Raw genomic sequence first — 23,182 nt, forward strand, 5'->3', positions numbered from 1 at the left:
GTTACGAAGGGACTCGTCAGTGCCCACCATCGATCTCACCGGTAAGGTCGCCGTCGTCACCGGCAGCGGCAGGGGCCTCGGCCTCGCCTACGCACACGCCCTGGCCGCGCACGGGGCCTCCGTGGTCGTCAACGACGTCGACGAGGCCGTGGCCGCGGCGGCCGCCAAGTCCCTCACCGACGCGGGCGGCACCGCCGTCGCCGAGGTCGTCCCGGTCGGCACCACCGAGGCAGCGGACCGGCTCGTGGGCCGCGCGGTCGAGGAGTTCGGCCGACTCGACGCCCTGGTCACCAACGCCGGCATCCTGCGTGACAGGGTCCTGTGGAAGATGACCGACGACGACTTCGACACGGTGCTGGGCACCCACCTCAAGGGCACCTTCACCTGCGCCCGCGCGGCCGCCGTCCGCATGCGCGAACAGGGCGAGGGCGGCAGCCTGATCCTCATCGGCTCCCCGGCCGGCCAGCGCGGCAACTTCGGCCAGACGAACTACGCCGCCGCCAAGGCTGGCATCGCCGCCATGGCCCGCACCTGGTCCATGGAGCTCGCCCGCGCCGGCATCACCGTCAACGCCGTCATCCCGGTCGCCGCGACCGCGATGACCGAGACCATCCCCGCCTTCGCCCCGTACATCGCGGCCATGAAGAACGGCGAGCCGTTGCCCGATTTCCTGCGCAAGGGCGAGGGCTTCGGCACCCCGGAGGACTGCGCGGCCCTGATCCCGTTCCTCGTCTCGGACGCCGCCCGCGCCATCACCGGCCAGGCCATCGGCATCGGCGGCGACCGGGTGGCGCTCTGGTCACACCCGCAGGAGGTCAGGGTGGCCTACGCCGACGGCGGTTGGACCCCGGACACCCTGGCCGATGCCTGGCACACCTCGGTCGGCGCCGCACCGGAGACCGTCGGCATCCCCGCACCGCGCGTCCCGGAGGCGTGATGCCCCCCTACGCGAACCCCGGGTTGAACCTCGCCGACCTGACCGCGATCGACGTCCACACTCACGCGGAGGTGTCCGCCAAGGGCCACTCCTCCCTGGGCGATGACCTGCACGACGCCTCCTCCGCCTACTTCAAGGTCGAGGGCGAGCGGAAGCCGACCCTGGAGGAGACCGCCGCGTACTACCGCGAGCGGAAGATGGCGGCCGTCATCTTCACGGTCGACGCCGAATCCGCCACCGGCACCGCGCCGGTCCCCAACGAGGACGTCGCCGAGGCGGCCGCCGCCAACGCGGACGTCCTCATCCCCTTCGCCTCGATCGATCCCTTCCGGGGCAAGGCGGGTGTGCGGCAGGCCCGCCGGCTGGTCGAGGAGTACGGAGTCAGGGGCTTCAAGTTCCACCCCAGCATCCAGGGCTTCTTCCCCAACGACCGCTCGGTGGCGTACGGCCTGTACGAGGTCATCGAGGAGACCGGCACCCTCGCGCTCTTCCACACCGGCCAGACGGGCATCGGCGCCGGTGTTCCGGGCGGAGGCGGTATCCGCCTGAAGTACTCCAACCCGCTGCACGTGGACGACGTCGCCGCCGACTTCCCGCACCTGAAGATCATCCTGGCGCACCCGTCCTTCCCCTGGCAGGACGAGGCACTCGCGGTCGCCACGCACAAGCCGGGCGTGCACATCGACCTGTCCGGCTGGTCACCGAAGTACTTCCCGCCACAACTGGTGCAGTACGCCAACACGTTGCTGAAGGACAAGGTCCTCTTCGGCTCCGACTTCCCCGTCCTCACCCCGGACCGCTGGCTCGCCGACTTCGCCAGGCTGTCGATCAAGGACGAGGTCAGGCCGAAGATCCTCAAGGAGAACGCCGCCCGCCTGCTCGGGCTGACGAAACCGTAAGGGGCGTGACGATGCGCAACGAGGGACTGGGGTCGTGGCCCGCCCGCCGGGCCCGCAAGACCCCGCACCGCACCGCCTTGATCCACCACGACACGACGACCACCTACGCCGAGCTGTACGCGCGCACCACCCGCCTCGCCCACGCCCTACGGGCCCGGGGCATCCGGCGCGGCGACCGGATCGCCTACCTGGGCCCCAACCACCCCTCCTTCCTGGAGACGCTGTTCGCCGCCGGCACCCTCGGCGCGGCCTTCGTCCCGCTCAACACCCGCCTGGCCGGCCCCGAGACGGCCCACCAACTCGCCGACTCCGGTGCCAAGGTCCTCGTCTTCGCCCCGTCCCACGCCGGCCTCGTCGCCGGGCTGCCGGGCACCGCCGGCGTACGGACGTACCTCGAAGTGGGCGCCGACTACGAGGAAGCGGTCGCCGGGGCGTCGGCCGAGCCGTTCGACGAACCGGTCGCCGCCGACGACATCTGCATCATCATGTACACCTCGGGGACGACCGGCCGCCCCAAGGGCGCGATGCTCACGCACGGCAACCTGACCTGGAACGCCGTCAACGTCCTGGTCGACACCGACCTGACCGCCGACGAACGGGCTCTGGTCTCCGCGCCGTTGTTCCACACCGCCGGGCTGAACATGCTCACTCTGCCGGTGCTGCTGAAGGGCGGCACCTGCGTCCTGGCCGACGCCTTCGACCCGGACGCTACCTTCGACCTGGTCGAACGGCACCGGATCACCTTCATGTTCGGGGTGCCGACCATGTTCGACCAGGTGGCGCGGCATCCACGCTGGGCCGAGGCGGACCTGTCCTCGCTGCGGACCCTCAACTGCGGTGGATCCCCGGTACCGACGCCGCTGATCGCCCGCTACCAGGAGCGCGGTCTGACCTTCCTCCAGGGGTACGGCATGACCGAGGCCGCACCCGGCACGCTGTTCCTGGACGCCGAGCACGCGGTGGGCAAGGCGGGCTCGGCGGGTGTCCCGCACTTCTTCAGCGACGTACGGGTGGTGCGCCCGGACCTCACGCCGGTCGACGTCGGTGAGACCGGCGAGGTCGTCGTCCGCGGGCCGCACGTGATGGCCGGCTACTGGGGCCTGCCCGAGGAGACGGCCGCCTGCTTCAAGGACGGTTGGTTCCGCAGCGGGGACGCGGCCCGCATCGACGAGGACGGCTACGTCTCCATCGTCGACCGCATCAAGGAAATGGTCATCTCCGGCGGGGAGAACATCTACCCCGCGGAGGTCGAGGGCCACCTCCTGGCCCACCCCGCCGTCGCCGAATGCGCCGTCATCGGCGTACCGGACGACAAGTGGGGCGAGGTGCCGCGCGCCGTCCTCGTCCCCCGCCAAGGCGTCGCGCTCGACCCGGACGAGGTCCTCGCGTCGCTTGCCGGCCGCCTCGCCAAGTACAAGATCCCCAAGTCGGTGGTGATCGCGGACGAACTCCCGCGCACCGCCTCCGGAAAGCTCCGCAAAGCCCAGGTGCGCCAGCTCTACGGCTCGAACTCCCAGCAAAGGAAGTCCCTATGAGCATCACCGTCAACGGCCTCGCCGAACTCAGGAAGCTGGCCGGCAGCGACCTGGGCACCAGCGGGTGGATCGAGATCACCCAGGAACGGATCAACACCTTCGCCGGCGCCACCGACGACCACCAGTGGATTCACGTGGACCCCGAGCGCGCGGCGGCCGGCCCCTTCGGCGCCCCCATCGCGCACGGGTATCTGACCCTCGCCCTGTTCATCCCGCTGTTCACTGAACTCCTGGACGTCCGGGGCGTGGCCACCAAGGTCAACTACGGCCTGAACAAGGTACGTTTCCCGGCACCGGTGAAGGCCGGCTCCCGCATCCGACTGGCCGGGAAGCTGGCGGCGGTCGAGGACGTGCCGGGCGGCGGCGTACAGATCACCGTCGACGGCACGATCGAGATCGAGGGCGGCGCCAAGCCGGCGGCCGTACTGCGGAGCCTGTCCCGCTTCTACGCCTGATCGTCGCGTACCGGAACCAGGTCGAGGAGGCGTGTGGCGGAGTCCTGGGCGAGCGGCGTCAGCCGGTCGTACGCTGCCCGGAACGCCTTCTCGGCCCGCCCCGCCGGCCAGTCGTCCGGCAGGTGCCGGACCGGCAGGCGCGGATCGCGGCGGATGACCCGCAGCCATTCGGCCTGCAGCCGCAGCCGCAGCGCGAGCGGCGCGAGCCGGGGATCTCCCCGGTCGGAGGCCGGGGGAACGTCCCCAGCCTCCGGCAGCCGTGCCTCCCACAACTCCCAGCGCCGCACGAACGCCTCGTAATGGCCGGCCAGTTCGGACAGCTCCCAGGTCTCCTCGATCATCGCGGCGACGTCCATACCGGCGTCGGCGTGCGCACGGAAGACCTTCACGTGGGCGGACAGTCCGAGCTCGGCCACCAGCGATGACACCTCCACCTCACCGGGAGCGATCCACAGCCCGCTGAACAGCGGCCCGAAGCCACTCCAGACGAGCTTGGAACGCAGGTCGTGGCGCTGGCGCTGCCAGGACTCCGGCAGCGAGAAACCGAGCAGGGTCCAGGTGCCGTCCCAGTCCCGGTTGACGGCACCCTCCTCCCAGATCCGCCGCTCGCCGTCGCGCAGTACGGCCGCCGAGTGCCCGGTCAGACCGAAGTACATCCTGCGCCCCTCGCGCTGGCGGCGCAGCAGACCGCGGTTGACCATGCGGGTCAGCGTCGAGCGCGTCGCCTGCTCGCCCACCCCGGCGCACGCGAAGACCTCGATGACGCTGCCCGAGTACACGCAGACGTCGCGCCCGAGCACCTGGTCACCCAGGAACGTCAGCAGCAGGGACTGGGGCCGCAGCGGCTCTTCCATGTTCACGCGCTCCACCGTAGCCTCCGCCGATCAGTCCGCGCCCTGACGGTATGACCAGGGCACGGACACCTCCGCTCAGCGCGTCCCGGTGCGCCCCCGTACACCGACCAGCTCCGGAGCGGTGTAGCGGACGAACGGCGGGTAGCTGCCCTCCGCCGCCTCCCGGGCCGCCTGGTTGAGCTGCTGCGGCTCGGTGGCCGCACCCCAACTGCCGGTGTCGAGGCGGTGCTCCAGGGCCTTCAGGGCCGCGAGCCAGTTGGCGGGCTTGAAGGTGCAGTGACCGGTGGCGTGTACGTAGGTCTGACGCAGCAGGCCGCCGTCGCCCGCGCCGCGCACCTTATGGGCGTACGCGCTCTCCTGGGGCGCCGGGTTCAGCGGGTCGTCCGTGGTGTGCAGGGTGAGGTTCGGCACGGCGAGGCGGCCGGAGGGAACGGCGGTGCGCTCCATGTTCCGCACGGCGCCCGGATCGGCCTCGGTGCGCGCGTGGTGCGTGAGCCTCCGCAGGTCCTCGTCCAAGTCAAGCCCCGCCTTCTCATAGAGCGCTCGGACCTGGGGAAGATCGCTGCTGTAACGGAGCAACCGGGCATAGTCGACACCGACGTTGGAGTAGACGGGGCCGCCCTGGGCCTTCTCCACCTGGTAGCGCGCCCCGAGCGTGAAGGGAAGGGAGAGCTTGACGAGCCCCTCGGCCTGCTGCTTCGCGCGGGCCTCGTAGTCGTGGACAGAGGGCGGCTGCTGACCGCTGAACCAGTCGGGTTGGTTGCGCAGCGCGGCGGCGAGCGCCGTACGGGCCCGGCCCTGCGGTGTGGACTGGGCACTTTGGACGGCGTTCGCCAGGGCCTTGCCGGAGGCGGCGGCCTCCTCGTCGGAGGAGAAGCCACCGATCTTGATCTGTGTGCCGGAGATGAGGAGCTGGTTGATCGCGTAGTCGCCGTCCGCCTGGTAGTCGTTGAAGCCGATGCCCCCCGCGACGATGCCGCAGGAGGAGAGCGCACCGTCGATGCGGCCCTTGCCCCGCTGCGCGATGAGGGAGTTGACCAGGCCGCCCATCGACTGGCCCCAGGCGATGGTGCGTTTCGGTTCGCCGACCTTGCCGACCTTCTTCCGGACCGCGCCGAGGGTCGCGAACTGGTCCTGCACCGCGACGTTCAAGGCCCACCGGGAGCTGCCCGAATAGGAGGAACCGACGAGCGCGTAGCCACGCTTGAGGAATGCGTCACGGGTCATGGCGTCGGGCGCGTTCTGTGCCTGGAGCGGCCCGTAGCCGTGGGAGAACAGCATCAGCGTGCCATTGAAGTCGTCCGGCACATCGGCGATCCAGGCGGCACCGTCGGCGAGCTCACCGGCGTAGTGCCGGGCGTGGGGAGCGGCGGCCTTGGCGGCCCCGGCACTCCCGGCTCCCGTTCCGGTGGCCCCGCCGCAGGCGGTGGCCACCGCCAACGCGGCACAACAGCCGAACGCCGCGGCCCGTCCGGTACGGCGGCGGGGACGTGTCGATGTCATACGGACTCCAAGGGTGGCTGGCGCGAGCGGCGACGCTGGGCTCCACAATTGCGACCGTCAATTAACTGCACAACATATCTTGCCGCGACCGCGTCCGGCAGCCCCTTACCGGTAGTTCGTCACTGACTTCGGCTGATCAGGGTGACGCATGCGCGCCAGGGACGCCTCTCCTCTGGTTGCCCAGGGCTGCCTGTGAGCACGATCTGTGGATCCGGCGATCAGGGGGGCACAGCGCAGAATCGATTTCAGGGAACCGTGCCTCCAAGCCGTACTCGACCGCCGAGCCGAGCTGTTTGCCCCCCAACTCCCCTGCGCAGGAGCCACCTTGGCCGTCTGCGGGTGCCCGCGACAGGACTTTCGACACCTGCACGCCGGGTGAACATCACAACAGCAAGCCGCCCATGCGTCTCATTTGCCGGATTTTTCACGATCCTGTGGTGATGGTCGATGGCCTTTCGGAGGCGTCTCTCGGGTTCGCGTCGATTAGGAAGAACAGTGCGGGCGGGGTCAGCATGGGCGCTCCCCCACCCCGGGCCTCACAGGGCCGCGGCGGGGGATGCCCGCCCTCGTTCGTCCCGGAAGACATCCCATGCACGTGAACACCCCCCGCGACCTGGCCGCCCTGCCGTATGCAGACCGCCTTGAGCCCTTCATCGGCGAGATCGAGCACGCAGGCGCCTACGAATGGCTGCACTTCGACGGCACCACCTTCGAGGGCGGAGAAGCGGGCAGTTCCCTCTTCAGCCAGTCGGCCTTCTCCTCGGTCTCCTTCAACGGCGGCCGTCTGCGGCGCTCCCGGTTCGACGAGGTGTGGCTGCACACCGTCCGCATGGTAGGAACCAACCTCGCCGAGACCACCTGGCTGGACAGCGAGTGCGCCGCCAGCATCTTCGCCGGCACCGAGATCCACGGCAGTGAGATGCGCCGCGTCGTCTTCCACCAGTGCAAGTTCGACTCGGTCAACCTGCGCGCGACCTCGCTGAAGGACGTCGCCTTCGTCGGCTGCCTCCTGCGGGACGTGGACTTCGGCGGAGCGCGACTGGCGGATGTCCGCTTCCCCGGCTCGACCCTGGACCGGGTGCGACTCGACCGGGCCACGCTGACCGGGGTCGATCTGCGCGAGGCCACCGCGCTGGGCATCGCCTCCGGGATCGACTCCCTCAACGGCGCCACGATCAGCACGCCCCAGCTGTTCGACCTGGCACCCGACCTGGCCCAGCACATCGGCCTCACCGTGAGCGACGACTGACGGGCCTTCACCCACGTCGGTGGCTACCGCCTACCGCCCTGATGGTGAACTGCGCCGAGGGCTCGGGCTTCGTCGTCGGGCAAACGGCGGGAAACGGCAAGGGGACGACGACCGAGTCCCGGGATGGTGCGCCCGGGGAGCAAGAGCGCCCGTCGAGGAACGCCTTGACGTCGGGGTGCGCCTGCCGGAGGTCGCGTTGCCGCTGCGCCAGGTCGTCGGGGAACGCGTCGTTCACGAGGCAGGTCCGCCAGTGCCCCGAAGCGGCGGCGGGTAGTAGTTCGTCAGGGTCTGTCCGCCGGCCACGTCCAGAGACGTGACCGACGGGTCGTGCGAGCGGGGCCGCGCGAAGACGAGTGGATCAGTGGTCCGTGCCGTCTCGCAGCCCTTCGGCCCATTCCAGCAATTCGGGTTCGGCCAGGCTGGTACCCAGCCAGTCGTGGTCGAGATCGGCTCCGGGAAGGGACGGCACCACCGCGACGTAGAGCCCGGCAGCACGCGCCGAGGCGATACCCGTGGCCGAGTCCTCGAAGGCCACGGAGCGTTCGGGGGTCGCGCCCAGGGCCTCGCATGCCGTGAGGTAGAGCTCTGGTGCGGGCTTGGGGGAACGCACCTCGTCGGCGGCGAACGAGTGGGCGAAGCAGTCGGCGAGACCGGCCGACCACAGCGCCGCGTCCAGCAGTTCCCGGGGGCTGTTGCTGGCTACGGCGACGGGTACGGCAGCGCGGCAGGCGCGCACCAGTTCCGCCGCCCCGGGGAGGGCCGCGGCGCCGCGGGACAGCTCTTTGCGGACTCTTTCGAGGAGTTCGGCGGCGAGTTCGCCACCGGCGTGCGGACGCCCGAGGTACTGGGCCATGGCTTGTCCAGCGGCCCCCACCGTGCGGCCTATGACCAGCGCCTTCTGTTCGGGACCGAAGGGATGGCCGTGTGCCGCGAAGATGGCCGATTCCGCAACGGTCCAGCAACCTTCGGTGTCGACCAGCAGGCCGTCGCAGTCGAAGACCACGGCCTCGGTGCCGGTGGGGAGCGAGCGCATGCAGATGTCCTTTCCCTTTGGGTGATGTGCGGATCGCGCGTTCGGTGGCTGTCGGCGGCCGGGCGGCTGCGCCGACCGGCGCCTCACTGTCCGAGCGCGAGCCGGATGCCGAAAGCGGCAATGACCGTGCCCGTGATGCGGTCGAGGCAACGGCGGGCCGAGGGCCGGTGCAGGCGGTTTCGGAGCACGCGGGCGAAGGTGATCAGCGCACAGGCCCAGGCGACAGCCAGCAGGATGTGCACACCGGCCAGGAGCACGCCCGCACCGAGGTGCGCGGCACCGGCGGGGATGAAGTGCGGGAGAACCGCGACGTAGAAGGCGCCCATCTTCGGATTGAGGAGATTGGTCACGATTCCCTGCCGCCAGCCGGCGAGCAGGTTGTCGCCGGTGCCTGTCCCGGCCGTCGCCCCGGCTCCGTCCCCCGCCGTCTGCGGACTCCCGCTCGACGAGTGGCGCCAGGTGGCCCACAGCAGCCTGCCGCCCATCCACACCAGGTACGCGGCGCCGACCCAACGAAGAGTCAGGTATGCGACATGAGACGCGGTCAGCAGCGCGGTCACACCGAGCGAGGCGAGCGTGCCCCAGACCAGCGTGCCGCTCTGGATTCCGAGGACCACGCCCCAGGCACGGCGGCGGTGCCCGAGCGCCGCGGTGCGCAGGATGAGTGCTGTGTCCAGTCCGGGAGTGAGCGTGAGGAGTCCCACTATCAGAGCGAAAGTCCCTATTGCGTCCAGGGTGATCATGAGTGATCACCTTAGGTTGAGTCCCCTGGAACGTCTAGATTTCTGCCCGAAACCGGGCAGGAATGGCGGTGTTTGCCTTTGATTCCGCGCTACTGCCCCCGTCGGGGCGATGCCAGGCAGGGCGTGTGCGCCGGCCCGGTATCCAGGCCGGCCGCTGACGGGATCCGGCAGCGTGGCAGCTGTCTCGCTCGTGGTGCGGCTGCCGACAGCGTGGAAGCGGTTCGAGATCCACAAGGAACGCACAAAGAAGGCTGCCAGTCTGCGTTCTCCCGTTGCCTGGAAAGAGCGGCGGCGGAGGTTTCCAGACGAGGTGGAGAAGGTTATGCGCGTGTCCCGGGTGTTCGGTAGCCGTCGCGGCGTGGCGGCCACCGCTGCGTCACTCGCCCTGATCACGGCGGCAGTTACCGGCTGTGCGGGCCATACAACCGCGACGGCCTCCGGGGCGGCACCGGTCGCCGCAGCGGCGCCGGCCACTTCGGGTTCGTCCATGCCGGGGACTCTCCCTTCGACCGGGGCGTCGTCGGGCGTACTGTTCGGTGGCGACGCGCAACTGTCCGGTCTGACACATCTCGGCCGGTCGTCGGCGATCGTGCGCACCTACGACACCATCGACACCGCCAGCGCGTTTCCCTCCGCGGACGAGACCGGCGCCCTGCACTCCGGGGCCACATTGCTGGCCAGCCTGGGCACAGGACACAACCGGGCTTGGGCGTCGATCTCCGCAGGCACGTCGGACGCCACCGTGCTGAAATTCCTGCGTGCGGTCGACGACGCCGCCACAACCCACCATCTGAGCGCGATCTACGTATCTTTCAACCACGAACCGAACGCGAAGATCGATGCCGGGAAGGGAAAGCCGGCACAGTTCGTCGCCGCCTGGCGCCACGTGTACCAACTGGCAGCCCACGCACACCTGAACGTCCAGACCGGCGGCCATCTGCACTGGGTGTGGATCCTCACCGCGAGCGGCTTCCATCAGGACGGCGTCGCCAGCAGTTTCTGGCCCGGTGCCCAGTACGTCGACGCGGTCGGGGCCGACGGCTACGTGTCCGGCGGCTGCACGAAGCAGAAGAGCGGCAACTACGTGGACCCGGCCAATACCGCAACGAAACCCGACGCCGTCTTCGGGCCGGCACTGACCTGGAGCACCACCCACGCCAAAGGCAAGCCGGTATTCATCCCGGAGTGGGGCAGCGTCCCGTTCACCAACCCCGGCGTTCGGCCCTCGTACATCAACGCCATGACCCAGTACGTCGTCGCCCACCCCCAGATCAGCGCCGTCATGTACTGGAACGACCACGCCCACAAAGACTCCTGCGACTACGCCCTCGACAACGACCTTGCCTCACAGCACGCCCTCGCCGCCATGGGCGCCAATGCCCACTTCCGAGCACAGCCCTGAACCGGCTACGGCACCTCCGTATGCATCCGGGGACGCGCCCAGAGCCCGGACGCCGCTCAGGGACCGCGGAGACAGCCGAGCGGAAACGCGACCGCCTGGCGACCCGCTCCTGGCGTGAGGCGCCGCGTTCCTCCACCGACATCGTCTTTCGGCGGCGGCCGCCTCCGCACTTGCCACCCCCAGGCGGCCCGGACGCCGGAGGCTATTCCCGTAGGCGAATCCCCTTCACGGCGGTGTCGAAGACCGGCCGGTACTCGTTCCACTGTGCGTTCGGTGCGGAGAGGTAGACCACGTACTGAGTGCCGTCGGCACCGGCGAAGGCCAGCTCCACAGCCCGGTATTCCCGCAGCTGGCCGTGGAAGGTGAACTCCCAGTATCCCGCCGGCCGTCCGCGGAACGTCGTGGGACCCATCCGCACCCGCTCGTAGCCCGGATTGTCGCGACGTGTCTGGGCCTCTTCGGTCTCACGCCAGTGCCGGAGCGGATCGGAACCCGCGAACTCGACGACGTCGACCCGCAGGCCCACCCGCCCGGACGGGTCCACGTAGGCGACTTCGCCACCAGGCACGTTCTTGGGCTTCCAGCCGTTCGGTACGGGCACGGAGAAGCCTTGGCCGGCCGTCTGGAGACGGTATCCGTCGGGGAGCGGGGGCGGTGCGGACGGGCTGGGGCTCGGGAGGCGGGGAGCGGTGTTCCCCTGGGACGGGTGGCCCGCCGTCGAGGCGGCGCCGTCCCCGCGCCACAGCAGCACACCGCCCGTCACCAAGGCGGCGATCACCGCCGCGGAGGCACACCACAGCGCCGTACGACGGCCACGCCCACCGCCTCCTGCCGGGGCCCGGGGCGCCGGCGCAGGTTCCGGTCGGGTGGGCGGATCGACGGGCACGGTCCGTGTGCCGGTCGTCTCGCCGAGGAGGTGTTCGGCTTTGTGCACGTCCATCCGCCGGTCGGGTTCCTTGACCAGCAGCCCCTCGATCACCGGGGCCAGGCGCCCGGCGTTGCGCGGGGGCTCGTAGGCGTCGGTGGCGATGGCGTACGCCGTCTCGATCGGGGTGTCGCGCTGGAACGGGTGGCTGCCTTCAACCGCCTGATACAGCATCGCGCCCAGCGACCACAGGTCGCAGGCGGGCCCGGGCTCGGCGATTCCGCTGCGGAGGCGTTCGGGTGCGAGGTACTGGATCGACCCGACCAGCTCGCCGGTTCTGGTCAGCGAGGGTGTGCCGGGCTCCACCGCGATGCCGAAGTCGGTGAGGACGATGCGTCCGCCGTTGCCGAGCAGCACATTGGCGGGCTTGACGTCCCGGTGCAGCACCCCGGCGTCGTGTGCGGCACGCAGCGCGGCGGCCACGCCGCGGCCGATCCGGGCCACCTCCTCAGGAGGCAGTGCGCCCCGCCGTTTCAGGACATCGCTCAGGGTGACCGAGGGGATGTACTCCATGACGATGCAGGGCAGGCCCTGGTCGTCGACGACGTCGTGCACCACGATCACGTGAGGATGGGTGATCCGGGCGGCACTTCGGGCCTCACGGCGGGTGCGCTCATAGAGCTTCTGGATCTCGTCGTCGTGCAGATGCGGTGGAACGTGCAGTTTCTTCACGGCGACGTGCCGGCCGAGCAACTCGTCCTCGGCCCGCCACACCGTGCCCATGCCACCGCGGCCCACGCGCTCCGCGAGCCGGTAGCGGCCGGCTATGAGCCGCCCCAGATCGGACACTGTGAGACCTTCGCCTTCTTCGCGCGCCGGCGCGCTTGAACATGTTGCGGGAGCACCTTAACCGGTGTGGAATACATGGCCATGCCAGCGGTTGTCGTGGGGTGCGGCACGGTTCTCCCGGTCGGCTGGAGAACTCACCGGCGCGCGGAGCAACTGCTCGGGCAGGACGCCGTGTTGGCCCCGGACCTGGGACCACGGACGAGGGGAAGCGCGGCCGGGGCTGCCTTTTCTCCGGATCCTCCACCGGCTTGGCGGCGGCGCCGAGGGCGGCGTACTCCACCCGCACGGGACGTCCCCATCAGACACGGGACAGCTGCATCAGGCTCACCGGTGCCTGCGGCAGGTGGAGGGCCTGGAGTCGCAACCCGGCGCGGGCGTAGAGGTCTTCGAACTCCGCGCGGCTGCGGACCCGGGCGCTGCCCATGCACATCTGGAACAGGTCAACCGTACGGCCCATGTGGAAGGGGTGCCCTGACGGGCCGGTGTCGGTGCCGTGGTCCACCAGGCAGTCGAGGACCAGGACCCGCCCTTGCGGGGGGAGCACGGCCGCCACGTTGCGCAGCAGCCGCACCGCGTGCTCGTCGTCCCAGTCCATCAGCACGAACGACAGCAGATAGGTGTCGCTGTCCCCGGGTACGGCCTGGAACATGTCGCCTCCCACCACGGAGCTCCGGTCCGCCAGCCCCGCGTCCGCCAGCGCTTGCTGGGCGTCGGCGACGGTGCTCGGCTGGTCGAACAAGGTGCCGCTGATGTGCGGGTTGGCGGTCAGGATCGCGGTCAGCACCTGCCCCAGGCCGCCGCCGACGTCAACGATCCGGTGTACGTCGCGGTAGTCGTAGGAGAGTGCGGTGGGGATCTGGAGAGCCTTGGCGACCGACACCATCCCGGCATCGAACACACGCCGCGCCTCGGGCTGATCGTGCAGCCAGGTCCAGTAGTAGTCAGACCCGAGGACGTTCTTGATGGGAGTGTCACCGGTGGCGACCGCGCGCTGGAGTTGCTCGAAGACCCGCCACATCCACGGCTCGCTCTGGAGCACCGCAAGGTCCCGCATCGACTGGGGGTGGTCGGTGCGGAGGTGCTGCCCCAGGTCGCCGAGGGCGAACAGGCCTGGGGAGACCTCGCGGACGACCCCGACGCCGGTCAGCGATCTCAGCAACCGGCGCAGTCCTTGAGGCTCGCAGTCGGTTCGGGCTGCCAGATCGTCCACGGTCCGGTGCTGACCGGCGAATGCGTCCGCGATGCCCAGTCGTGCGAACGCGCCCACGGCCTGCCCGATCCAGAACCCCAGGGTGAGCTCCACCAACCGCACGGCGGCCGGGTCGTGAACCTGTTCTCCGCTGTCGTGTGACCGACTTCCGGCATTTGTCGTGGTCATCGATTCGCCACCGCCTTCCCGACACACAATGGGTTACAAATCCGAGATATACATGTGCGTTTGACAGGGAGGCCCGCACCGTGGATATCGGCGTCCACGCCCTATGGCCACCACGGCGCGCGCCTCCGCCCGCGCACCATCCTCACCCGAGCGAATACCGATTTCAAACGCCCGTCAAGAAGGAGCGGACTTCGCTTGCCATTTCATTGACAGATTGCGCGGCGAACAGCTTTCCCTGGTAAGTGGAGATGTCGTATTCCGCTTCGATCATTTTCTGGATGGAGAATTTCTCGACCGGGCAGGCGTCGATCTTGGCGAGTTCCCCGCTCGACGACAGGAGAGCCGCCCCATATGCTTTGGTACGGCCGTCCTCCTGCACGAGCCCGGTCTCCATCGTGAACCAGAAAACCTGGCTGATCGCCTGGAGTTCCTGCGCGGAGGTGGCATTGTTCGTGGCTTCGCCGAAAAGTCGGTAGAGGTCGGCGAACAGTGGGTCGGAGAGCATCACGACATGCCCGACGAGCTCGTGCAGCATGTCGGGTTCCGGGCTGTAGTGGGGCCGGCTGGGGCAACGCAGGAACAGGGCCGTCGAGAAGACGCCGTCGGCGAAGCGCCCGTAGAAGTCCCCGACCCGGGTGAGTCCGTCGACCGGGAGTAACCGGAAACCCGTGGAGCTGTTGAGGCGCCGTCCGACGTCATCGATCCCGGGTGTGTGGGTGGCGGGCAGCGGCAGCCGGTCCTTGGCCTGGAGGTAGCGCGAACTGGCGATGCGGGGATGGATGGCGTTGAGCCTCGACACCATCGTGCTCCACAGCCGGTCTTCCTCCGCGCTGTAAGCCACCGGGTTCGAGTTGAGCCCGCCCGCTCTGCGGATCGCCTCCGATATTTCTTCCCTGCGCCGAGCGCAGGGCTCGTCAAGTCGTCCCCCCTCCTCCACATGGTGCTCGTTCGCGCGACTCATGGACGGTCACCAACTCCCCTGTGCCAATGATTCAGAGTCCTGCATACGGCGACATTTGCCTGGGGCACTCGCTTGAAGCATCTCGCGGCGGGCGACCTGCCGCCTCACCAGACGGCCAATCGAGCGAACTCTGCCCTTGCGGGCGCTGTCTTCTTGCATGGCCTTGCTTGACTGAAGTACCGCATCCAGTCACATAGAGGTCGCCGGAGGCAATGGCGCGAAAGGCGGTCCGGCCGCTGGCGGGAGGCGGGCTGGAAATACGTGCCAAGCCTTTTGGAGCACTGTGTTGGGAGGAGCACTGTGTTGGGAGGCAGAGTCGTGCGTGGGCACATGACGCCGGATGAGTTCCGCCGTCACGGCCGGCAGGTGATCGACTGGATCGCCGCCTATCAGGAGAAGATCGAGTCATATCCGGTGCGGTCCCAGGTCGCACCCGGTGAGGTGCTGGACGCGCTGCCGCAGAGCCCACCGGAGACGGGCGAGGGCTTCGAGGGGCTCCTGGCGGACCTGGACCGGGTGCTGATGCCAGGCATCACGCACTGGCAGCATCCCTCGTTCTTCGCCTACTTCCCGGCCAACGCCAGCGGCCCGGCGATTCTGGGCGACCTTCTCTCGTCCGGGCTGGGCGTTCAGGGCATGCTGTGGGCGACCAGTCCGGCCTGCACCGAGCTGGAGACCCGGGTGGTCGACTGGCTGGTGCAGCTGCTGGGGCTGCCGGACGCGTTCCTGGGCAACGGTGTCATCCAGGACTCGGCGTCCAGCGCCTCGCTGGTGGCGGTCGTTGCCGCACTGCACCGAGCGGGCGGGGGGAAGGTGGGGCGGGACGGCATCACCGCGCCGTACACGATCTACACCAGCTCACAGACCCATTCCTCGTTGGAGAAAGCCGCGCGGATCTGCGGAATCGGCGCAGCTGCCGTGCGGATGGTGGACGTCGATCAGCAGACCCTCGCGATGGACCCGGCCTGCCTGGCGACGACGATCGCCCGGGACCGCGCGGCCGGTGCGGTTCCGCTGCTGGTGTGCGCGACCGTCGGCACCACTTCCACCACCGCGATCGACCCGGTACCCGAGATCGGCGCGGTGTGCCGCCGCAACGGCGCCTGGCTGCACGTGGACGCGGCGTATGCGGGCGTGGCGGCGGTGTGCCCGGAACTGCGGTGGCTCAACGACGGACTGGCCCAATACGCCGACTCCTACGTCACCAACCCGCACAAGTGGATGCTGACCAACTTCGACTGCACCGTGCTGTGGGTGGCCGACCGCACGTCGTTGGTGGGCGCGCTCTCGGTCCTCCCCGAGTACCTGCGCAACCAGGCCACCGCCTCGGGCGAGGTCATCGACTACCGCGACTGGCAGATCCCGCTCGGCCGCCGCTTCCGGGCGCTCAAGCTGTGGTCGGTGGTCCGCTGGTACGGGGCGCAGGGGCTACGTGCTCATATCCGTACCGGTATCGATCTTGCCCAGCAGCTGGCCGGGTGGATCGAGGCCGACGCGGCGTTCCACCTGCACCCCCACCACCCGCTGGGCCTGGTCTGCTTCCGTCCGCTGTGGCCCCAGCTGCCCGCCACCGAGGCGGACGCGGCCACGCAGCGGGTGATGCAACGGCTGAACGACTCCGGCGAGCTGTACCTCACCCACACCAAGGCAGGCGGCCGGGTACTGCTGCGCATGGCCATCGGCGCACCCGGAACCGAGCCGCGGCACGTGCGACTGGCCTGGGACCGGATCGCCACCGCGGTGCACACCGAAGCCGCACCTTGATGCCCGACCAGGCACCCGAGCCGCTTCGCACCACACGCCGAATCCTCGGCCGACCCTTTAGGAGCACACACATGCATGACGTGATCATCATCGGTGGCGGCATCTCCGGTGCCACCGCCGCCCGCGAGCTGGGGACAGCAGGGCATTCCGTGGTGCTGCTGGAAGCCCGCGACCGCCTCGGGGGACGGACCTGGACCAGCACCTTCCCCGGCACAGACACGCCCGTCGACCTCGGCGGCATGTGGCTGGGCCGCCGCGACACCTTCCGCCACATCTACGCCGAAGCCAGCCGCTACCAACTCCCCGTCGTCCAAAGCCCCAGCACGACCGTAAGTAGCCTGTTCATCGACGGCATTCGCCACACCGACCCGCAGGCCCTGCCCCCCGGCTACGGTGCCGAAATCGAAAATGCCATCCGGCGCATGACCGATACGGCGCAGGCCACTCGTCCCCACCTCCACGACCCCGACCGCACCCGTCCCCTCGACGTGTCCATTCGCCAGTACCTGTCCACGCTCGGCCTGTCCGCCACCGCGCTCACCACCCTCAGTCAGCAGGCGTCGGTGCACTACGGTGCCCCCGCCGACGAGATCTCCGCCCTTTACCTGCTCGGTGAGATCGCCACGCGTTACACCCTGTTCGCGCCGCAGACACTGGCTCTCGACGTCCTCGACAGCTTCCGCGACGGGACGAAGGCCCTCCTGGAGGCCCTCATCACCGATGCCGGCGCCGAGGTCCACCTGTCGTCCCCCGTTCGCCGCGTCGCCCAGACCGACGACCACGTGGAGGTCGTCACCGACGCCGAGAAGCGGTTCGTCGCCCGTACCGCAATCGTCGCTACTCCCTTGAACTGCTGGCACGGCATCGACTTCCACCCGGCCCTGCACCCCGCGAAACAGGCCGTCACCTCCCAGGGGCACGCCGGGCACTTCGCGAAGGTCTGGTTGCTGGCCGAGGGCCTGCCCGATCCCTCCTTCTTCGCCGCGGGTACTCCGGACGGATTCCAGTGGATCCGCACCGAACGGGTCACCGCCCAGGGCAGCCTGCTCACCGGCTTCGGCGACCCCGTGGCCTCACCCGACCTCTACACCCAGGCCGGAGCGCAGAAGGCCCTGGCCGCCTACGCACCAGAGGCCCGTGTCAAGGCGGTGCACAGCCACGACTGGAACCAGGACCCGTACTCGCGCGGCACCTGGATTGCCTACCGCCCCGGCTGGCTCACCACACACGGGCCCGCCATCAGCGCCCCCGAAGGACGCATCGCCTTCGCCGGAGGCGACACCTCCACCAACTTCAACGCCTTGTGGATGGACGGAGCCGTCGAAACCGGTATCCGCGCCGCCGCCCATACCCGCACTCTCCTGAACACGCCTGGTGCGGGTGGACCTGCTCGAAGCCGGCGTTGAGCGAGCGAAACGTCGAGCAGCGTCGCCGCGGCGATCAGCGAGTGCGGGGCTCGGTTCCGTCGCCGAACGGCAGCAGATTGCCCGCGATGCGGGGGAGGCATCGGTCGAGCCCGGCTTCGCGTCCGGCGAGGACCTCGAAGCCGGTCGGCCGCAGCCGCAACTCGATCGCCCGCAGCCGGTCGAGGTTCCCCAACTCGCGCACTCGGTCCCGCAGGGCAGGTTGGTCGAAGAGCTCCTCGGGGCGTACGAACACTGCACTGTCGTGGGTTTCCGTCTCCCTGCCCGCGAGATCGACGAGGCCGATACCGCCCGGGTGGAAGACCCGGTCCGCGGCCAGCCAGTCCACGGGCAGGCCCGCGAACAACTCGGGCATGTCGGCAAAGCGCATCGGCAGGACCACGGGGTTGAGGTAGGCGTCGGCGTCCGCGACGTCCTGTTCGGCCGCCGTGAGCGCGGTGCCGCTCCAGCCGACGGGGAAGCCGTAGTCCGCGAGGGACAGTTCGAGTCCGAGGCCGCGAATGGTGGCGAGCCCGGTCTCGGGGCTGTTGGGTGGCGTGAGCAGTTGCACGAGCTCCCGGTCCATCATCCGGCCGTGTTCGCCGACCGCGTCGTACAGCCACAGATACAGCAGCCCGTCGTGCGCGAGGCGCTCGGCGAGCCACCGCAAGCCGGCCCGCGGCGAGGGGAGATGGTGCAGGACCCCGCAGCAGACCACCAGGTCGAACCGGCGCTCAAGGCCCAGTTCGGGCATGCTGCCGTGAACGAACTCGACGTTGGTCACCCCGTACCACTCGGCAGACCGCTGCGCGATCTCGAGGGAGCGGCTGCAGGCGTCCAGCCCCGTGAACCGGGCCCGGGGATACCGCCGGGCGAGCGCCAGCAGGATGGAGCCGGTTCCGCACCCGGCGTCGAGTACCTCCCAGCCCTCCAGCTCATCCTCCCTTACGACGAAAGGGAGTTGGTCGGCGATCATGTTCATGAGCGGAGCGTCCTCCGCCGGGGACGGAAAGGGAAAGCTCTCATAGAGCTGAGTGACGTCGCTCGTCATCGTCATCTCGGGTGCCACCTTCCTGCTTTCGAATTCGAGAGTGTCGAGAGCTGAAAGCACCGGCGGTTTCCGGCACCACTGGATAGTCTAGGCAAATATCCCAAAATGGCGCAAAAGGTCTAAGAATAACCCGCAAGTCAGCTTCGCAACGCTCGACCAGTCGGATGAACCCGGCAACTCCGGGACATGAAGTACGCACGCACGGGAAAACCGCTATAGCCCCGGTTCGCCACTGACGCCGAGGGGCAACACTGCGGGGTCGGACCGGAGTCCCGGTTCGCGGAAATCCCGGGGAATCCGTGAAGAGGCGCACAGGCTCTCCGCGCGCGACCACGACCCGCGCCCTCGCCGACCAGTCCGGATGCACCGACGTCCCAGTCTTCAACACCTGACCCGCGGCCCATGGACCCCACCACGAACCACGACACACGGGTGCTCGCCCGATCGTGATCCGATCCGCTCAAGACGTCGGAGACAACGAGACACCTCGGAGAAGAGAGGCTGCAAGTCATGCTGATCTGCGGGCTGAAGCTGACACACGACGGCGGAATCGCCGTCGTCGAGGACGGCACGCTGCTGTGCAGCATCGAGATGGAGAAACTGGACGGCAACCCGCGCTACCAGCCTCTGGACCGGCTGGAAGCCGTCGAGAACGTTCTGGCCAGGCAGGGGATCGACCTGGCCGACCTCGATGCCGTTGTGGTCGACGGGTGGATGGCGGCGCCGGGCGAGCCCGCGCCCGTGCTGCGGGAGTTGACACACCGCGGGCGACCCGTAGCCGTCGAGGTCGCGCCGTACTCCGAGGCGGACGGCGCCGCCGGGCCGGCGCTGCACCGCTACGAGTTCGACGGCCTGCCGCTGGGAGACCGCGTCATCCGATACACCAGTTACCACCACGTAACGCAGCATCTGCTCGGTGCCTACTGCACCAGCCCGTTCGCAGCCCGAGGCGAGTCCGCACTGGGAATGGTCTGGGACGGCGGCACCGTTCCCCGGCTGTACCGGGTGGACCCCGTCCCGTTCCAAGTACAGAGCCTGGGGCCCCTCTTCCCCCTCTACGGCAATGCCTTCGCCGACTACTGCGCCCAGTGGGACCCGTTCCGCTCCAAGGCGGCCTCACTCCAAGGCGAGCCGGACATCTGCAACGCCGCCGTACCCCGGAACCTCGACGTGGCGGGCAAGGCGATGGCGTATGCAGCCCTGGGACGGGACGAGCCGACCCTGTACCAGGTCTTCGACACCCAACTGGACTGCATTCCGCTCACGTTCGACACCGGGATCGAGCTGGCCGAGTGGTGCCGCGAGCACCATGCCGCAGTATGCCCCGGCGGCTCGGACGCCGACTTCATCGCGAGCTTCCAGGGCTACCTCGGCGCCAGACTGCTGACCGCGCTGCGCGAGCGCTTGGCGGAGCTCGCTCCCGACGTGCGCAGCCCGAATCTGTGCCTGTCGGGCGGGTGCGCCCTCAACATCAAGTGGAACAGTCAGATCCGGAACAGCGAACTCTTCCGCGAGGTATGGATTCCGCCGTTCCCGAACGACTCCGGCGCCGCGATCGGCACGGCGGTCGCGGAGATGGTGTGCCGGGAGGGCAGAACCGCCCTGAACTGGGACGTGTTCCGCGGCCCTCAGCTGCCGCCGGCGACCGAAGTGCCGGGGTGGACTTGGGAACCGTGCGACGCCGCCGGGCTCGCCAAGGTGCTCCACGAGACTGCGGAGCCGGTCGTCGTTCTCAACGGGCGAGCAGAGTTGGGGCCCCGGGCGCTCGGCGGCCGCAGCATCATTGCCCCGGCCATCGACCCCAAGACGAAGGACCGGCTCAACGACATCAAGGGCCGTGCCAACTACCGCCCGGTCGCCCCGATCTGCCTGGAACACCGGGCACCGGAGATCTTCTCCCCCGGCTGTCCGGACCCGTACATGCTCTTCGACCACGAGGTGCGCCCCGGTTGGCACACGAAGATCCCGGCCGTCGTCCACCTCGACGGCACAGCCCGACTCCAGACCGTGACCGAGCGCGACAACCCACTGCTGGCAGCCGTGCTCACGGATTACGAGCAGCTCAGCGGCGTACCGGTGCTGTGCAACACCAGCGCCAACGACCAGGGATGCGGCTTCTTCCCTGATGTGCGAGCGGCGGCGCGCTGGGGTCGCGTAGACCTGCTGTGGTCAGAGGGGCGCCTGTACTCCCGACGGTAAGTGCGTGCGCGACTGCCCGACTACGGCAGTCAGCAGCGCTGGAGAAAGCACCGTGCTCCGGGAACTTCCCGGACTGTGTCGTCATGCCCAGAGACGGGAGCGCAACCGGTGGGGAGGCGTACGCCACCGCCATCATCCGGCGCCTCCGCGACTTGGAGCTGCGGCACGAGTGGCCATACCGCTACACACTCGCCAGTCGCGGACGCGATGCCCCTGCACCCGCTGCCGAGTTGACGGGCCTCCGCATCGAAGGGCGGGCTCGTTGGCCACACAACACATGTGAAGCCGTGCACCCAGTCGTCCGCGCGCCACCTGGCATGAGCGACGCGTGACCAGTGGACCCGGACGGCCGGACCGCATGAAGTACGTCCTGTTCGATGTCGATGGCACGTTGATCGGCGCGGTGGTTGCCTGGTCATCGAGGACGCCCCTTCCGGAGTGCAGTCCGGCTGCCCCTGGTGCTCACCGCCCACCGCACGGCCCGCACCACCCGCACGCTGTGGCGGCTGCGCCCGTTGTGGAACGACCTCACCCGCCGCCGTCCCTCGCATCACCCCCGACAGGCCGCTCACATCCATCGGCGCTCTGCTCCGCAGCCCCCGCGCGATGCACCTCCGTCTCTACCGGCAAGTCATCGAGATCCGCGATGCGCTGCTCACCCTGGAGGGCCACGTGACGCCCTCGACCGTCGCACGCGCACAGCGCCGGGTCGCCGCCGGTGCCCTGCCCGAGGAACAGGTCGGGCCGGCCGCCGCTGTCTGCCGTACGCTCCTTCACCCGGACCGGCCCCACCACTGGGCACGCTCCCGACCGCCACACTCCGACCACCCCCACAGCCACGAAGCAGGCGAACCCCATGGCACAGCAGCCAGCCTCTCCCGACCCTTACCGCACCGGAATGTTGAGCAACGACACCCCACACGAACGCGACCGTCTGGAGGCCATCCAACGCAACGTGGACGCGTTCACCACCGGGATCCTCCAGGGCCTTCCGCTTCAAGCCTCCTGGCACTGCCTGGAACTGGGCGCGGGAGCGGGCTCCATCGCCTACTGGCTCGCCGAAAACTGCCCACAAGGCCGGGTCGTCGCCGTCGACCTCGACACCCGCCACCTCGACGCCGGCCGGGCCGCGAATCTTCAGATCCAGCAAGCCGATATCACCAGCGGCGGCTACGAGCCCGGCAGCTTCGACCTCATCCACGCCCGCTACCTCTACTGCCACCTGCCCACCCGCGAGGCGATGGTCGAACGGGCTGCCCGCTGGCTCGCACCCGGCGGCTGGCTCGTCATCGAAGAGCCCTACCACCTGCCCGCGGAGACGTCCCCCTTCCCCGCGGTCCAACGGCTCCTTACCGCCTATCAGCGCATGTACCGCGAACACGGGGCCGACATGGCCTGGGCCCGCGGCCTACCGGCCCTGCTCGCCCGAAGCGGACTGACCGAGGTGTCCTTCACCGGAAACCTCGGTTGCATGGGAGGACTCGACAAGGACCGCTGGCGCCCCCTCATCTCCCAGGCAGCCCCCGCCCTCCTCGCCGAGGGCCTCGTCACCGAAGGCGACCTGGGCGAATTCTCCGCGCTGCTGGACGACCCGGCGTTCATCGACATCCCACAGGTCACCATCTCCGCATGGGGCCGCCGCGCAACACAACTCCCAGCAACACCCGCCACATCGTAAGGAGCCAGGCAGACACCAACGACCGGCCCGAGCACCTCCGGCCGCACCGCACCGAAGCCCGCACACTCCTCGTGTAGGTTCCGTGTTTCGGTGTCCAACGGCTTCGCCGTGACCTGCGGGTTTCGGCATTCCATGCTCGCGTCTCCGAACGCGTTCCGCAGGACCGTGTCCCATCCTCGCCGGGCCTGTTTCGCGTGGCGGGCGGGCCTCAACTCTTGACGGCCTCTGCGATCTGCAGGGCTGCCTGTGCGGGCGTGAGGTGGGTGGTGTCGATGACCTCGGCCTCACCGTGTAGCCGTGTGCGCGCCGCCTCGGCATAGGGCCCAAGGTATGTGAGACGGAACGGGGAGTTGGGGCCAAGAACAGTGTCGCCTGCGATGCCCTCACGGAGGGTGTCCTGGTCGGCGTGGAGGACGTAGAGCTG

18 protein-coding genes and 2 pseudogenes are annotated in these 23,182 nt (G+C 69.2%); 11 read left to right on the forward strand and 9 right to left on the reverse strand.

All coding sequences use genetic code 11. From position 1 onward, the window contains the following. Window positions 1–19 precede the first annotated feature (19 nt). The 4 genes from K2224_RS16400 to K2224_RS16415 are packed head-to-tail and all read left to right on the forward strand — an operon-like array spanning window position 20 to window position 3,826. Window positions 20–937 carry an SDR family oxidoreductase gene (locus K2224_RS16400; RefSeq protein WP_313904776.1) on the forward strand — a complete coding sequence of 306 codons (918 nt, stop codon included), beginning with the start codon at window positions 20–22 and terminating at the stop codon, window positions 935–937. Next, window positions 937–1,836, forward strand: coding sequence for an amidohydrolase family protein (locus K2224_RS16405; protein WP_221907246.1), 900 nt, complete (start codon window positions 937–939; stop codon window positions 1,834–1,836). The genes K2224_RS16400 and K2224_RS16405 overlap by 1 nt, the downstream gene beginning before the upstream one ends. Before the next feature lie 11 nt (window positions 1,837–1,847). Further along, window positions 1,848–3,371, forward strand: a complete 1,524-nt coding sequence (menE, locus tag K2224_RS16410) for an o-succinylbenzoate--CoA ligase (protein WP_221909744.1) — start codon at window positions 1,848–1,850, stop codon at window positions 3,369–3,371. Continuing rightward, window positions 3,368–3,826: a MaoC family dehydratase gene (locus K2224_RS16415; protein ID WP_221907247.1), complete on the forward strand. Its 459-nt coding sequence runs from the start codon at window positions 3,368–3,370 to the stop codon at window positions 3,824–3,826. Before menE ends, K2224_RS16415 begins: the two co-directional genes overlap by 4 nt. Here K2224_RS16415 and K2224_RS16420 read toward each other — a convergent pair. Together K2224_RS16420 and K2224_RS16425 are read right to left on the reverse strand one after the other, a co-directional pair. Continuing rightward, complete coding sequence (locus K2224_RS16420; protein ID WP_221909745.1) at window positions 3,817–4,680, reverse strand: PaaX family transcriptional regulator C-terminal domain-containing protein; 864 nt, start codon at window positions 4,678–4,680, stop codon at window positions 3,817–3,819. The genes K2224_RS16415 and K2224_RS16420 overlap by 10 nt on opposite strands. 75 nt (window positions 4,681–4,755) lie before the next feature. Then, window positions 4,756–6,183, reverse strand: coding sequence for a DUF6351 family protein (locus tag K2224_RS16425; protein ID WP_221907248.1), 1,428 nt, complete (start codon window positions 6,181–6,183; stop codon window positions 4,756–4,758). A 589-nt stretch (window positions 6,184–6,772) separates the two neighbouring features. On the opposite strand from K2224_RS16425, the gene K2224_RS16430 reads away from it, so the two are divergent. Continuing rightward, window positions 6,773–7,432: a pentapeptide repeat-containing protein gene (locus tag K2224_RS16430; protein ID WP_221907249.1), complete on the forward strand. Its 660-nt coding sequence runs from the start codon at window positions 6,773–6,775 to the stop codon at window positions 7,430–7,432. 358 nt (window positions 7,433–7,790) lie between these two features. On the opposite strand, the gene K2224_RS16435 is transcribed toward K2224_RS16430, so the two are convergent. Continuing rightward, the gene (locus tag K2224_RS16435) at window positions 7,791–8,465 is read right to left on the reverse strand and encodes an HAD family phosphatase (protein ID WP_221907250.1); all 675 of its coding nucleotides are present in this window, start codon (window positions 8,463–8,465) and stop codon (window positions 7,791–7,793) included. 83 nt (window positions 8,466–8,548) lie between these two features. Further along, window positions 8,549–9,208 (reverse strand): LysE family translocator, encoded by a 660-nt coding sequence (locus K2224_RS16440; protein ID WP_221907251.1) that lies wholly within the window; start codon window positions 9,206–9,208, stop codon window positions 8,549–8,551. A 172-nt stretch (window positions 9,209–9,380) separates the two neighbouring features. Here K2224_RS16440 and K2224_RS16445 point away from each other — a divergent pair, with 172 nt between their 5' ends. After that, window positions 9,381–10,610 carry a glycosyl hydrolase gene (locus K2224_RS16445; RefSeq protein WP_221907252.1) on the forward strand — a complete coding sequence of 410 codons (1,230 nt, stop codon included), beginning with the start codon at window positions 9,381–9,383 and terminating at the stop codon, window positions 10,608–10,610. A gap of 202 nt (window positions 10,611–10,812) precedes the next feature. Here K2224_RS16445 and K2224_RS16450 read toward each other — a convergent pair whose 3' ends face one another. The 3 genes from K2224_RS16450 to K2224_RS16460 form a co-directional block, all read right to left on the reverse strand. Further along, window positions 10,813–12,324 (reverse strand): serine/threonine-protein kinase, encoded by a 1,512-nt coding sequence (locus K2224_RS16450; RefSeq protein ID WP_221907253.1) that lies wholly within the window; start codon window positions 12,322–12,324, stop codon window positions 10,813–10,815. A 298-nt stretch (window positions 12,325–12,622) separates the two neighbouring features. After that, a complete protein-coding gene (locus K2224_RS16455; RefSeq protein WP_221907254.1) occupies window positions 12,623–13,702 on the reverse strand; it encodes a methyltransferase in 1,080 nt (359 codons plus the stop codon). A gap of 163 nt (window positions 13,703–13,865) precedes the next feature. Next, window positions 13,866–14,663 carry a phenylalanine 4-monooxygenase gene (locus tag K2224_RS16460; protein WP_221907255.1) on the reverse strand — a complete coding sequence of 266 codons (798 nt, stop codon included), beginning with the start codon at window positions 14,661–14,663 and terminating at the stop codon, window positions 13,866–13,868. Between the two features lie 330 nt (window positions 14,664–14,993). On the opposite strand from K2224_RS16460, the gene K2224_RS16465 reads away from it, so the two are divergent. Continuing rightward, window positions 14,994–16,427, forward strand: coding sequence for a pyridoxal-dependent decarboxylase (locus tag K2224_RS16465; protein WP_221907256.1), 1,434 nt, complete (start codon window positions 14,994–14,996; stop codon window positions 16,425–16,427). A 71-nt stretch (window positions 16,428–16,498) separates the two neighbouring features. Then, the gene (locus tag K2224_RS16475) at window positions 16,499–17,833 is read left to right on the forward strand and encodes an NAD(P)/FAD-dependent oxidoreductase (RefSeq protein ID WP_260692687.1); all 1,335 of its coding nucleotides are present in this window, start codon (window positions 16,499–16,501) and stop codon (window positions 17,831–17,833) included. Window positions 17,834–17,867: 34 nt separating this feature from the next. On the opposite strand, the gene K2224_RS16480 is transcribed toward K2224_RS16475, so the two are convergent. Then, window positions 17,868–18,887 (reverse strand): bifunctional 2-polyprenyl-6-hydroxyphenol methylase/3-demethylubiquinol 3-O-methyltransferase UbiG, encoded by a 1,020-nt coding sequence (locus K2224_RS16480; protein ID WP_260692688.1) that lies wholly within the window; start codon window positions 18,885–18,887, stop codon window positions 17,868–17,870. A gap of 504 nt (window positions 18,888–19,391) precedes the next feature. On the opposite strand from K2224_RS16480, the gene K2224_RS16485 reads away from it, so the two are divergent. From K2224_RS16485 to K2224_RS16490, 3 genes and pseudogenes are all read left to right on the forward strand, one after another. Next, window positions 19,392–21,080: a carbamoyltransferase N-terminal domain-containing protein gene (locus K2224_RS16485; protein WP_221907258.1), complete on the forward strand. Its 1,689-nt coding sequence runs from the start codon at window positions 19,392–19,394 to the stop codon at window positions 21,078–21,080. Window positions 21,081–21,518: 438 nt separating this feature from the next. Beyond that, a pseudogene (locus K2224_RS41675) lies at window positions 21,519–21,824 on the forward strand (DUF6545 domain-containing protein); the annotation flags it as partial. A gap of 154 nt (window positions 21,825–21,978) precedes the next feature. Beyond that, complete coding sequence (locus tag K2224_RS16490; RefSeq protein WP_260692689.1) at window positions 21,979–22,758, forward strand: trans-aconitate 2-methyltransferase; 780 nt, start codon at window positions 21,979–21,981, stop codon at window positions 22,756–22,758. 208 nt (window positions 22,759–22,966) lie between these two features. On the opposite strand, the pseudogene K2224_RS40560 reads toward K2224_RS16490, so the two are convergent. Continuing rightward, window positions 22,967–23,176 (reverse strand): annotated as a pseudogene (locus K2224_RS40560) (ATP-binding protein); the annotation flags it as partial. Between the last annotated feature and the right edge of the window lie 6 nt (window positions 23,177–23,182).

The sequence above is a fragment of the Streptomyces sp. BHT-5-2 genome (genome assembly GCF_019774615.1).
Lineage (GTDB): Bacteria > Actinomycetota > Actinomycetes > Streptomycetales > Streptomycetaceae > Streptomyces.

What these genes read in the sequence shown, in the direction of transcription:
- K2224_RS16405 (WP_221907246.1), top strand. Translation starts at nt 937, where the DNA reads ATGCCCCCCTACGCGAACCCCGGGTTGAACCTCGCCGACCTGACCGCG.
- menE (WP_221909744.1), top strand. Translation starts at nt 1,848, where the DNA reads ATGCGCAACGAGGGACTGGGGTCGTGGCCCGCCCGCCGGGCCCGCAAG.
- K2224_RS16415 (WP_221907247.1), top strand. Translation starts at nt 3,368, where the DNA reads ATGAGCATCACCGTCAACGGCCTCGCCGAACTCAGGAAGCTGGCCGGC.
- K2224_RS16420 (WP_221909745.1), bottom strand. Translation starts at nt 4,680, where the DNA reads ATGGAAGAGCCGCTGCGGCCCCAGTCCCTGCTGCTGACGTTCCTGGGT.
- K2224_RS16425 (WP_221907248.1), bottom strand. Translation starts at nt 6,183, where the DNA reads ATGACATCGACACGTCCCCGCCGCCGTACCGGACGGGCCGCGGCGTTC.
- K2224_RS16430 (WP_221907249.1), top strand. Translation starts at nt 6,773, where the DNA reads ATGCACGTGAACACCCCCCGCGACCTGGCCGCCCTGCCGTATGCAGAC.
- K2224_RS16435 (WP_221907250.1), bottom strand. Translation starts at nt 8,465, where the DNA reads ATGCGCTCGCTCCCCACCGGCACCGAGGCCGTGGTCTTCGACTGCGAC.
- K2224_RS16440 (WP_221907251.1), bottom strand. Translation starts at nt 9,208, where the DNA reads ATGATCACCCTGGACGCAATAGGGACTTTCGCTCTGATAGTGGGACTC.
- K2224_RS16455 (WP_221907254.1), bottom strand. Translation starts at nt 13,702, where the DNA reads ATGACCACGACAAATGCCGGAAGTCGGTCACACGACAGCGGAGAACAG.
- K2224_RS16460 (WP_221907255.1), bottom strand. Translation starts at nt 14,663, where the DNA reads ATGAGTCGCGCGAACGAGCACCATGTGGAGGAGGGGGGACGACTTGAC.
- K2224_RS16465 (WP_221907256.1), top strand. Translation starts at nt 14,994, where the DNA reads ATGACGCCGGATGAGTTCCGCCGTCACGGCCGGCAGGTGATCGACTGG.
- K2224_RS16475 (WP_260692687.1), top strand. Translation starts at nt 16,499, where the DNA reads ATGCATGACGTGATCATCATCGGTGGCGGCATCTCCGGTGCCACCGCC.
- K2224_RS16480 (WP_260692688.1), bottom strand. Translation starts at nt 18,887, where the DNA reads ATGACGATGACGAGCGACGTCACTCAGCTCTATGAGAGCTTTCCCTTT.
- K2224_RS16485 (WP_221907258.1), top strand. Translation starts at nt 19,392, where the DNA reads ATGCTGATCTGCGGGCTGAAGCTGACACACGACGGCGGAATCGCCGTC.
- K2224_RS16490 (WP_260692689.1), top strand. Translation starts at nt 21,979, where the DNA reads ATGTTGAGCAACGACACCCCACACGAACGCGACCGTCTGGAGGCCATC.